At 40.2% G+C, this 12,863-nt stretch carries 8 protein-coding genes; 3 read left to right on the top strand and 5 right to left on the bottom strand.

What is annotated here, in order from left to right:
• Positions 1-4: 4 nt before the first annotated feature.
• The 3 genes from brnQ to phoB all read right to left on the bottom strand — a co-directional run bounded on the left by brnQ (position 5) and on the right by phoB (position 4,033).
• A complete protein-coding gene (gene brnQ / locus JI723_RS03810) occupies positions 5-1,330 on the bottom strand; it encodes a branched-chain amino acid transport system II carrier protein (protein ID WP_140181880.1) in 1,326 nt (441 codons plus the stop codon).
• A gap of 679 nt (positions 1,331-2,009) precedes the next feature.
• A complete protein-coding gene (gene phoR / locus JI723_RS03805; protein ID WP_319066988.1) occupies positions 2,010-3,323 on the bottom strand; it encodes a phosphate regulon sensor histidine kinase PhoR in 1,314 nt (437 codons plus the stop codon).
• Positions 3,324-3,343: 20 nt separating this feature from the next.
• The gene (gene phoB, locus JI723_RS03800; protein WP_070926825.1) at positions 3,344-4,033 is read right to left on the bottom strand and encodes a phosphate regulon transcriptional regulator PhoB; all 690 of its coding nucleotides are present in this window, start codon (positions 4,031-4,033) and stop codon (positions 3,344-3,346) included.
• 300 nt (positions 4,034-4,333) lie between these two features.
• Here phoB and sbcD point away from each other — a divergent pair, with 300 nt between their 5' ends.
• Together sbcD and JI723_RS03790 are read left to right on the top strand one after the other, a co-directional pair.
• Entirely contained in the window at positions 4,334-5,554 is a 1,221-nt protein-coding gene (sbcD, locus tag JI723_RS03795) for an exonuclease subunit SbcD (RefSeq protein WP_140181876.1), read from the top strand.
• Entirely contained in the window at positions 5,551-9,228 is a 3,678-nt protein-coding gene (locus JI723_RS03790; protein WP_272580400.1) for an AAA family ATPase, read from the top strand. The genes sbcD and JI723_RS03790 overlap by 4 nt, the downstream gene beginning before the upstream one ends.
• A gap of 40 nt (positions 9,229-9,268) precedes the next feature.
• Here the strand turns inward: JI723_RS03790 and JI723_RS03785 are convergent, their stop codons facing one another.
• The gene (locus tag JI723_RS03785; RefSeq protein ID WP_070926831.1) at positions 9,269-10,555 is read right to left on the bottom strand and encodes a cystathionine gamma-synthase family protein; all 1,287 of its coding nucleotides are present in this window, start codon (positions 10,553-10,555) and stop codon (positions 9,269-9,271) included.
• A gap of 42 nt (positions 10,556-10,597) precedes the next feature.
• The gene (locus JI723_RS03780) at positions 10,598-11,632 is read right to left on the bottom strand and encodes an isopenicillin N synthase family dioxygenase (RefSeq protein ID WP_140181870.1); all 1,035 of its coding nucleotides are present in this window, start codon (positions 11,630-11,632) and stop codon (positions 10,598-10,600) included.
• 328 nt (positions 11,633-11,960) lie between these two features.
• On the opposite strand from JI723_RS03780, the gene JI723_RS03775 reads away from it, so the two are divergent.
• The gene (locus JI723_RS03775; protein ID WP_319066993.1) at positions 11,961-12,818 is read left to right on the top strand and encodes a MetQ/NlpA family ABC transporter substrate-binding protein; all 858 of its coding nucleotides are present in this window, start codon (positions 11,961-11,963) and stop codon (positions 12,816-12,818) included.
• Positions 12,819-12,863 lie beyond the last annotated feature (45 nt).

Genomic DNA, 12,863 nt, shown 5'->3' with positions numbered 1-12,863 from the left:
TCTATTAAGCCTGATGATGCTCAGTTGCTGGCGTCACCACCCGATCACAAACAGCTGCAACAATTAGCACGACAATCGAAGGCAATAACCACGCTAAGTCTTGCTGATACAGTGGAATAGAGGTCATCCATTCAGGAATATAATCTTTCAGGTTATCTGATGCTTTTGCAGCGCCAATCAACCCAACCACAAAACTCGTCAACATAGTTGGTGCAATCACTACACTTGGGTTACGCCACCACTTGAGCGTGAAGCTAAGTAAGATCAACACAATACAAGGTGGATAGATCGCCACTAACACAGGAACAGAAAATGCAATCAGCTTACTTAAGCCAAGGTTAGAGACCACCATAGAAAACACGCCAAGTATCAGCACTAAAGTACGATATGAAATCGGCACATAGCGGCTAAAGAACTCAGCACAAGCGCAAGTCAAACCGACCGCCGTCACCATACAAGCAACGAAAATCAGAACAGCTAGGAAGAAACTACCATAATCGCCAAAGGTATATTGAACATACGCGTGCAGAATGTCTGCCCCATCTTGTGGATTAGGAATAATTGATGCGCTGTTTTCACCTAATTTAAATAATGATAGATAAACCAGTGTCAGCAATACCCCTGCAATTAAACCAGCCCACATAGTATAACGCGTTAATAATGAAGAGTTTTCAATTCCTCGAGAACGCGCAGCATTAACAATAACAATACCAAATACCATCGCCCCTAACGTGTCCATGGTTAAATAACCATTGATAAATCCATTAGAGAATGCCATATCACGATATGCATCTGTTGAAGGCAGTGGTTCACCTGCCGGCCACAATACCGCAGCAACGCCAAGGATAGCTAAAGCCAGCATTTTCACCGGTGCGAGTATGTGGCCAACACTGTCGAGTAATTTTCCCGGATACAATGAAATACCGATCACTAACACAAAATAGACCGCACTGTAAATCAATAGCGAGATGTCAGATTCACCGCCAAGTAACGGTGCTATGCCCACTTTATATGATACGGTTGCGGTACGAGGTGTCGCAAATAAAGGCCCAACTGAAAGGTAAGCAACAACGGCAAGTAATAAACCTGCGGTTTTGCCTACAGGTGTACTTAAGGATTCAATGCCACCACCGACTTTAGCTAGTGCAATAACGGTTAAAACGGGGAGACCAACGCCAGTTACAAGGAAACCAAGGGCTGCGGTCCAAACTTGTTCACCTGCTTGTAAGCCGACCATAGGTGGAAATATGATATTTCCAGCCCCAACAAATAGCGCAAAGGTCATAAAACCTAAGGCAATAATATCTCTGGATGTTAAACGATGAGCCATATTTTATATTAAATCTATGTAACGATATTAGAAAATGTAGAGACGCCTATAGGTATCTCTTTGAATTATAATTGACGACACACTCGTCACTCTTCAAGTTACAACACTAATGGCATCATTCGTTCCGACTAGTCACATACCTTTGTATGCCCTTAGCACTTCACTCACTCGCCGCCTAGTTATACCTCGAACCATGTAGAGCATAGAATTTTAATTAACAAGCCATTAACAATACAATGTGTATTATTTATCACATCAGGCAAGATGAAAACTCAGAAAATAGGGAAAATCGCCAATAACTGGCTACAAGTAAAACTTTTATAGGGTAAAAAGGCAATAGCAAACCAGAAAACAAGCATAAAACACTAAAGTATTTTTGCTAGCCAGTGATTACTGTCAGTAAACTACGAATATACACTATATGATTTGAACAAAAAACAATCAATATGCGATTATTCACTCTCGCTATTTACCATGACAGTGGCTAAATGAGGACGAGGAAATAGAATATCGAATGACCTGAGAAGTCGCTAGAGTTTAGAGAAAGTTGACCTTGGCTACTGGCTTTTATCACTAAAAAAGAACAAATAAACATCTAAAAAAGGGATATATACGTTGAATTAACAAGCAAAAGCGGCAACTAGCTGCCACTTTCATCAAGGATCATGTTAGGGGCTATTTATACTGTCTTAACCGTTTTCTTATCAGTTACAATCAACACCGGTGGTAAAGTAAAAGAGAACTCACTGCCTTTGCCAAGTTGGCTGGTGATCACTAACTGACTATTATGGTGCTGTAAAGCATGTTTGACGATGGCTAAGCCTAAACCTGTTCCGCCACTCCCATGGCGAGTCCTTGCTTTATCAACACGATAAAAACGCTCGGTCAAGCGAGGGATATGTTCAGCAGGGATCCCTGTACCATTATCTGCCACACTAAAGCGTGCGCCATGATGATTTTTCTGCCAACTAACACGAATAGTTGAGCCTTCAGGTGTATGAGCAATCGCGTTATACACTAAGTTTGCTACCGCACTACGCAGTTGTTCCTCATTACCATAAACACGCAGTTTTTCATCGACAGAAAATTCAAATTGTTGCCGCCCCTGACTTAAGCTAATCGCCTCTTGCTCAATCATTTTTAAAATAACAGGGATATTAATCTGCTCATCTAAACTAATTTGTGGAGCCACTTCAATACGTGATAGTTGCAATAATTGCTTAACCAAGCTATCCATACGGTGTGCTTGTTCTTGCATCACATGAAGGGCTTTTTTATTGGCGGGTGAGGTATTTTCTTGGTCATCCAGTACTTCAAGATACCCCTGAATAACCGTCAATGGCGTGCGTAACTCATGACTTACGTTAGCAAAAAAATCTCTACGTGCTTTTTCTAACCGACGTTTTTCAGTGACATCGCGAGCCACCATTAATAATTGACCTTCCGTATAAGGAAGAATACGAAATTCAACAATCGCACCACTATTCAGCTCAAGCGTTAACGGTTGCTCATAATTCTGTAAGGTAAAATAACGACTAAAATCAGGGTAACGTAGTAAGTTAAAAATAGGTTGTCCACTATCTTCAGGCCAACGAAAACCCAATAAGTGTTGGGCATGGCGATTACACCAAAAAATATTCCCTTCAAGCGTCATCATTACCACGGCATCAGGTAAAGATTCAGCCCCACTTCGAAACCGCTTAATTAATTGTCCTAGCTCACGACGACGTTTACGATTACGTTGTTGCATTTGATATATCCCGTAAAATATGGGTTCCCATCCACCTTTACCATCAGGAGGGAGCATACTACGGTCTAGCCATAACCAATATGACAGTTTCATTAAGTTATAACTATGCCAAATCAGCGCTGCTGCAAGCGAAATCACCAACAGCCATGCAAGATGGCCGATAAATAAAGATAAAATTAATGCAGGTAAAATAAATAAAAACAGCCCTAAAATCAGCTGTTTCCATGATAAGCGTTCAAGCACGCGGGAATCCCCTTTAGTTATCAGTAACGCGTTGAGAAGCGATAGCCCGTACCACGAACTGTTTGCACCATTTTATCATGCCCTTCGACTTCTAATGCCTTTCTAAGGCGGCGAATATGTACGTCAACGGTGCGATCTTCTACATAAACATTTGCGCCCCAAACATAATTAAGTAGCTGCTCACGACTATACACCCGCTCAGGGTGAGTCATAAAGAAATGCAGTAATTTATATTCCGTTGGCCCCATATCAATAGGCGTATCTTGACTACTGACACGGTGAGAGGTTGGATCTAATGTTAACCCGTTCATTTCAATGATGTCTTCTGTCGCCATCGGCGAAATACGACGTAAAATGGCTTTAACACGAGCCACCAGCTCTTTTGGTGAAAAAGGCTTAATCAAATAATCATCAGCCCCAACTTCTAGCCCTTTTACTCGGTCTTCCTCTTCCCCACGCGCAGTCAGCATCATCACGGGCACATCACGCGTGTCACTGTCACGTTTCATATGTTTAATTACTTGGATCCCTGAACCACCCGGGATCATCCAATCCAATAACACCAAATCAGGTAACGGGTCAACTAACTGCGCAATTGCGGAATCATAATCATCAGCTTCAATAGACTGAAAACCATTCTGCTCTAGTACAAAACAAACCATTTCTCGGATGGGCGCTTCATCTTCAACTACTAGAATGCGTCTTGCCATGATTAATCCTGTAAATAAGAAGAGATTATTAAAAGTAAAATCATTATGCGTCACTTTTATGACAGAATTATGAATGTTAACACTCAATGATGATAGTCCGATAATAATTGTCATTTTAGTGAAATATCGAGGTCATATGAGCAAAACGACAATTCTCCGCATCAACGCGCTCTGATAAGGTATACTGCATAACGTTCAATTAGCATAATTTCAATTCCAGTATTCGTCATACTTCAAGTGATAGCGTTGGTAACTGCAACTTTAAATATGACGATTAGTCATCCTTAGGAACCTATATTGATGCGTATCATCCATACCTCTGACTGGCACCTTGGCCAATATTTTTTTACAAAAAGCCGTGCTGCGGAACACCAATATTTCTTAACTTGGCTAATCGAACAAGTTAAACAATATCAGGTTGATGCTGTCATTGTTGCCGGTGATATCTTTGATACGGGCTCACCGCCCAGCTATGCAAGAGAACTTTACAACCAATTTGTCGTCTCTTTACAACAAACTGGCTGCCAATTGGTGATACTCAGCGGTAATCATGATTCTGTTTCTGTGTTAAATGAAACCAGTTCACTACTGGCTTATTTAAATACTGATGTTGTCACCTCGGGTAGTCAACCCCATGTCATCACACTTAAAAATGCACAAGGTGAGCCAGGGGCATTGCTATGCGCTATCCCATTTCTGCGCCCAAGGGATATTCAACTCAGCGTTGCAGGGCAAAGTAGCGAACAAAAACAGCTCTCACTACAAAATGCAATTAGTGAATATTATCAGTGTAGCTATCAACTAGCCCAGCAACAACGTGAAGCTTTGGGGCTTGAAATTCCGATTATTGCCACAGGTCATCTAACCGTTGTTGGTGCCGAAGTTTCTGATTCTGTGCGGGATATTTATATCGGCACCCTAGATGCCTTTCCATCAGGAGCCTTTCCCCCTGCCGACTATATTGCATTGGGGCATATCCATCGTCCACAAGTCATCGGCGGAAAACCGCACATTCGCTATTGCGGGTCACCTATTGCATTAAGTTTTGATGAAGCTGAACAACAAAAAAGCGTTTGTTTAGTGGAGTTCGATCGCAGTGATATCGCTCAAATTCAACAATTACCGATCCCTATATTTCAGCCATTAAAAACCCTCAAAGGATCACTTGCCGATATCCAAAAGCAGCTAAATGAAATAGATAATAATGACAATATTCAACCCATTTGGCTGGATATCGAGGTTGCCAGCCAAGACTACCTTGCTGATATACAGCAACGTATTGAAGCATTGGTTAAAGATTTACCTGTTGACGTGGTTTTGTTACGTCGAGCTCGCAAGCAGCCACAAGGCCAACAGACAGCTCTCGCCAATGAAACATTAAATGAGCTTACCGCCGAAGAGGTGTTTTTACGTCGCTTAACAGAAGAAGAACTGGGCGATAAAGAAAAAGAACAACGGCTCTTACTGCTATTTAAACAATCTCACGATGCATTACGTTCTGAGCTTGAGGGGGACGCATGAAAATACTGAGTTTACGTTTTAAAAATATTAACTCCCTCAAAGGTGAATGGAAAATTGACTTTAACCAAGAACCTTTTATCAGCCAAGGCCTATTCGCCATTACTGGCCCTACCGGAGCTGGTAAAACAACACTGTTAGATGCGATTTGTCTTGCTCTTTATCATCAAACTCCGCGTTTAAATACCTTATCAGCCAGCCAAAATGAACTCATGACCCGTCACACAGGCGAATGTCTTGCGGAAGTTGAGTTTGAAGTGAAAGGAACAGCCTACCGCGCTTTTTGGAGCCAAAGACGCGCAAGTAATAAGCCTGATGGTAAATTACAGTCACCGAAGGCCGAGTTAGCCACGGTGAATGATGGCAAAATTATCGCTGAGAAAATCAGTGAAGTCAGAGAGCAAATTATTCAAATTACTGGGCTCGATTTTGGCCGTTTCACTAAATCAATCCTTCTATCTCAAGGTGATTTTGCAGCCTTTTTGAATGCCAGTGAAAAAGAACGAGCTGATTTACTTGAGGAAATCACTGGCACCGAAATTTATAGCCAAATCTCGAGTTACATTTATCGTCAGCACAAACACGTTAAAAATGATTTAGAAATTTTAAAAGCTCGTGCACAAAGTATTCACTTACTCACAGAAGATGAATATCAAACATTACTCACTGAACAACAACGTTTGGCTGAAAAAGAAATAGAGTTAAATCAAAAGCGTACACAAAATCAGCAAATACTACATTGGCAGCAACGCCAACAGCAACTCAATATACGTTTACAACAGCAGCAATTAGAGCTGCAACAAGCTCAAAGTGCCTATCAATTAGCTGAACCTGAACTAAAAAAACTCACTGATAACATCCCTGCTGAGCACCTACGCCCTCTATGGCAAGATGTAGAGCGCCAACAACAATCACTAAATGAATTATTAGAAAAACAGCAAAATCTTTTACTGGCTCTAAATACTCAGACTCAACAGCTAGCTCCATTACAAGAACAATTAACACAAGTTAATACGCAAAATACGCAGCACCTAAGCTACGTCCAGCAACAAACGTTAGTGATCGATAACCAAGTTCGCCCATTAGATAACGAAATTATTAATTTAAATCAGCAAATTAAAGAAATACTAGAGCAACAAAATCAATATCAATCCCAACATCAAACAAAACAAACCGTAATTGAACGTGCTCAACAGCAAATAACACTGTCAAATACAGAACTCAGCACTATTCAGCATTATTTGCAAGAAAACCAACAAGATGCACTAATTTCGCAACATATTGCTTCATGGCGTCAACAGGAGCAATATCTTGAACAATCTAAAAAACAAGTTACCCAGCTTGAACAGAAACAGCAGACACTAAAACAACAATATGCAACGTCATGCAATGAACAAAAGCAACAAACCGAACAATATGCGCAACTTCAACAACAAGTTGAGCAAGATAGTGCTATTTACCAGCAAATTGAAAAAAAATATTTAGCATGGCTGGAAACTCATGATCTTGAAAAAATTAGCCAATCTGTTGAGCAATTGCGCATAACAGCACAGCATCTACAATTGTTACCCGTTCTGCTTACTCAATGGCAAGAGCTGCAAAATCAGCAGCAAATTAAATTAACTCAACAAAAAGAGATTACCCAATCAATCACACAAGTTGAAAAACAGTGCCAACAGATAGAAACACAAATTAGCCATACTCAGCCACATTTAACCGATTTACAGGCTCGATTACGATTAGAACAAAAAATAGTCAGCTTAGAAACAGAACGCCAACAGCTGATCGCAGGTAACCCTTGCCCACTTTGTGGAGCAACTGAACACCCTGCGGTAACCGAATATCAAGCCATTGAGCCGAGCCAAACAGAACAACGTTTACATGAACTAACAACGCAATTTGAGCAACTCAAACACACCTTAGTCACTCAACAAACACAATTGCAAAAGGATATTCAACGGCAAGAGGACAACCAGCAAGCACTATTACAACTTGCCAATCAAGAAAGTCACATACAAAAACAGTGGGTAACAACCTGTCAGAAAGCAATGATTGATGATTTAGCGATTGAGCAAAGCGCCGTAGAGCAGCTGCTCAATCAAAGCCAGCAACAGCTCTCTCGCCAACAACAGCTCTTGGAGGATTTCACGTTACTAGAACGTGAATATCAGCAATCAAAGCATCAGTTGCATGAAAAACAATCATTAAATAAGCAGCAACAATCAACGTTAACTTTACTTGATGAGCGCATACAGCACATTCAACGCTCAATCGATGAAACCCAAACGCAGCTAGTGACTCAGCAACAACGATATAATGAACAACATCAACAACTGCAATCGTCATTATCAGCCTTTCAATTACCGGCTAATGAACACATTTCTCAGTGGTTTGATGGACTAGAAAAACGCGGTCAGTTATATGAAGTCAAAAAACAGGCCATCCAAGATCTCACCAAAAAAATTGCCGTCACAGAGGCTATGTTACAGGCCGAAGTCGCTCAACAAGCTACGGTGAAACAACAATTAGAAAATAGCCAACAGCAGTTACAACAACTGCAACTGTTACTGCAACAAAAGCAGCACTCGCGACAATCATTGCTGGGAGGTCAATCCATCTCACAATTTGTCAGCCAATTACGCGTAGAACAAGAGAAGATCACTGCTCAGCTACAACAGCTCAACGAGCAAGTGACTTATCGTGAAAAAGAAATCGCATCACTAAAAGGGAGCTATCGTGAAGTTAGCAGTGCGATTGAGAAGGGTCAGCAGCAACAGAGCAGCGCCCAAGAACATTTTAATCAAGCACTGATAAACAGCCCTTTTGCGACACAGCAGACATTTTTGGAAGCGTTATTATCAGCTGAAGAAAAATTGCGATTAGAACAATTACATCAACAATTAAAGCAATCCTGCATACAAGCAGAAACACGTTATAAAGAAGGTGAGTTAGCATTACAAGAGCATTTGGCACAACAGCCAAAAGAGATGTTAAATACCCAGCAAGCACAATTGCAGCATGATATTAATGAACTTGATAGTGCAATAAAAAATCTCAATCAGCAGCAAGGGCAAATTATCAGTCAGCTAAATACTGATAAGCAGCAACGCCACCAACAGCGTGGCCTATTACAGGAAATAGAACAAAGCCAAGCGCATTGTGATGATTGGGGACTACTCAATGAATTAATTGGCTCTGCCGAGGGAGATAAATTCCGTCGCTATGCACAAGGCTTAACCTTTGATTGTCTTATTTCGCTCGCCAATCAGCGGCTCGATAAGCTACATGGGCGTTATATCTTAAAACGGAGCCATAATTCTGATCTTGAATTACAAGTGATTGATGTCTGGCAAGCCGATACCATCAGGGATATCAAAACCCTTTCCGGAGGCGAAAGTTTCTTGGTCAGCCTCGCATTGGCATTGGCGTTATCAGATATGGTGAGCAATAAAACGCAGTTGGAATCATTATTCCTTGATGAAGGATTTGGGACGCTCGATCCAGAAACCTTGGATATCGCCTTAGATGCTTTAGAAAGTCTAAATGCCTCAGGTAAAACCATTGGGGTCATTAGCCATGTTGAGGCAATGAAAGAACGGATACCTGTGCAGATCCCCGTGAAAAAAACCAATGGTTTTGGATTTAGTGAATTACCTAGCCAATATCGAGTTAACTAAAAACAATCCGCAGAGGCTAATGCCTCTGCAATTTTTCAAACTAGATAGCATCCAAAGCCTGCGATAGCGCTTGCTTTAAATCATTAACGTTTTCAATTCCTACTGATAAGCGGACTAAGTTACTTTCAATACCTGTTGCTTGGCGAACTGATGCTGCAATCCCTGAATGGGTTGTCGATGCAGGATGGCAAGCCAAAGATTCTGTACCACCTAAACTCACCGCAAGCTTAAACAGTGCCAGATGGTTTAAGAAATTAAATGCGTCCTCTTCATTCTCTCCGACATTAATTGAAAAGGTTGAACCTGCACCTGTGCATTGACGTTGATAGATTTGATATTCAATACTTTCTGGTGGTAAAAACTCAGGATAATGGACCTTTTTGACTTTGGGGTGTTGATGCAAGAACGTCGCTAATTGCAGGGCATTATCATTGGCTTTTTCCATGCGTAACTGTAATGTTTCCAGTGAACGTCCAAGCATCCAACTTGAATGCGGATCAAGCTGTGTACCAATCGCATTACGTTGCGCACGAACTTTATTCAATAGCTGACGGCTACCAACAACACCACCGGCAACTAAATCAGAATGACCCCCAACATATTTAGTTAGTGAGTACACACTTAAATCAGCACCTAATGATAACGGTTTCTGGAAAACTGGCCCAAGTAAGGTGTTATCGCAGATCAATAGTGGTTTCTCGTTTTGACGCGTTTGCGCTATCTCTTTGGTTAGCTCGCTCAATAAGTGAATGTCCACTAACGTATTCAATGGATTCGAAGGTGTTTCGATATAGATAGCTGCAATGTTTTTAGCTGGATCAACACCTTTAATCACTTCTCTTATCGATTCCACATCGCAGCCATTTGCGAAAGGAATTGAAGTAATACCAAAACGAGCCAATGTATTTAAGAATAGCGTTTCCGTTCCACCGTATAATGGTTGAGAATGCAGTAATACATCTCCAGGCTTCAAAAATGCCATTAGGCAGGTAGTGATCGCTGACATCCCTGAAGAAAACAGTGCCGCACTCTCCGCACCTTCATATAACGCGAGCCGGTCTTCAACGATTTCGCTGTTTGGATGATTAAAACGAGAGTATACAAGCCCTTGTTTTTGATCTTCAGGCGTTGGTGTGCGCCCACTAACCATATCAAAAAATGCTTTCCCTTCCTGTGCCGTTTTAAATACAAATGTAGAAGTTAAAAATACAGGGGGCTTAATCGCACCTTCTGAAAGCTGTGGATCATATCCATAGCTCATCATTAATGTTTCTGCTGCTAATGTGTGCCCGTTAAGCTCTTTTTTATAATAGCGATTTGACATCATGGTACTCCAATAAAATAAACGCTCAGCTGTATGCTAAGTACATCATAAGATATTGCTATTTTTAATTATTTGCTCGTATTCCTCCGGATAAAATTGGCGCGTTACTGATAAATGTGAACGTAGTCGCCCTTTGATGGCATTTTTACCCAAATTCGTAAATAAAGGGTTTAGTGGATCGCTATCAGGCCCCAATGCTTGTTTAGCCAAATAAGCAGGTAGAGGTAATAAGGGTACTTCATTCGCAAATACACTCGGCGTAATAAAATAGGCGATCGAATAGCGTGACACGCTGTTTTGCTTTCTAACTACCTGATGAACATTCGCACGTAGGTAGCCATTGGTGGCTAATTCAAAAACCTCACCAATATTGACAACAAAAGCATTTTCTAAAGGTGCAACATCAACCCAACCACTATCCGTCTCAACCTGCAATCCGCCAATGTTGTCTTGCCATAATAAAGTTAAGATCCCTGCATCTTTATGTGCACCAACACCTTGTTCCCCATTAAAACTATTTTCACGTGCAGGATAATGAATTAGTTTCAATAAATGCTGGGCAGGATCAGCAATAATAGGATCAAAGCTGTTTTCAGGAAGCTCTAATGCAACAAGAAATGCCTTAATTAATTTAATTGCAGTTGCTCTCATAGCCGATTGCCAAGCCAGCGCCTGCTCTCTTAATTCAGGTAGTGCATCAGGCCATTGATTTGGCCCTTGCAAATTAAACCAAATAGGATCCTGTTCTGTTAAAGATAATGCAGGCAGCTCTTCACCAATATCAATTTGTTCTCGATAGTCAGGTTGATTACGCGTATTTTCTTGTGTTGACCCAGTATAGCCACGAAAATGTTTTGAATGGCTCATATCTATTTTACTTTTTTCGGTTATTGGTAAAGAAAAAAAGCGTTTCGTGGTGGCTAATAAATTTTCTCGTTGTTCCGATGAAACATCGTGCCCAATAAGATAAAAAAAACCGATTTCACGTGCTGTAAAACGTAATTTTTGATAGAAGTTTTCACGGGTACTTGGATCATCTAATTCACGAAGATCAATAATCGGTAGTGGATATGCTGACATAATAAAACCTTATGAGTTGTTAGTTTTATTAATTAAATAGCACGTTAATAAAATACTAAAATAATTTAAAAGTATATCGATATACTCTAAATAATTGGAGGTACAGATAAACCACAAACGAAGATAGACGAGGAGTATAGCTAAACTCTACGACTCACTGGGCGTTACGTAGTCAACAACCTTACATCTTGATGTATGACGAATATATAGCAATTTATTAATAATATAGAGATATAACTAAAAGTTATTCTTACTGATGAAATGTTATTTCAATTACCTCTACGCAATCTGCTTATATATTCTTAAATAACACGTTTGGGATACTTTAATGAAAAAAATAGCTGCATTATTATTAGCACTTTCCGTTTCTGCTTTGATTGCTTGTTCACAAGAGGATGAGGTCAAACAAACCACCAATAGCAGCACTCAGGAGCAAAAAATCATTATTGGTAGTCATGGTAGCGATGCGGATATTTGGCAATTTATTGCCCAATCACAGGCAGCTAAAGATGCCGGTTTAGACATAGATGTTAAAATTATTGATGATGGTGTCACCCTCAATATTGCAACTATCGATGGTGATGTTGACGTGAATGCATTTCAATCTTGGGGATTTTTGAAAGACTTTAATAAAAATAATGGCAATAAATTAACGGCTATTGCCACAACTTACTTTGAGCCAATGGCTGTTTACTCATCTAAATATAAAAAGTTAGATGAATTACCTAATGGCGCACTCGTCGCGATCCCTAATGATACCGCCAATCATGCAAGAGCATTATTATTATTACAAAAGGCAAAACTAATTACATTAAAACCTAATTTTAACCAAGCAACCGGTTCTGTTAATGATATTATTGATAATCCCAAACAGTTAGAATTTAAACAAATAAAATATGCTCATGGCCCAAGAGCTTTGCCCGATGTTGATATCGCCGTTATTGGTAATACCGCCGCACAAGAAGGGGGATTAAATGCTTTAAGTGATTCTTTATTCCGCGAACAGAATGATGGTAGCATTAATGACATGATTAATGTGTTAGTCGTCAAAACAGAGAATAAAGATAACCCTGCATTTAGTAAACTCGAAAAAATTTATCATACTGAAGCAGTTAAGAACTATATTCGTGATAACTTTGGGGGGACAAAAATACAAATATCCCAACCTTTAGCATCTCTTAAATAAATTTATATGTATCAGTCTTTCTGTAGGGTATATCAAATTGTACCC

Origin of the sequence: Providencia manganoxydans, from assembly GCF_016618195.1 — a bacterium.
In the GTDB taxonomy this organism is placed as follows: domain Bacteria; phylum Pseudomonadota; class Gammaproteobacteria; order Enterobacterales; family Enterobacteriaceae; genus Providencia; species Providencia manganoxydans.
Note: the sequence above shows the minus strand (reverse complement) of the source record. Positions and strands in the feature narration are given on the sequence as shown.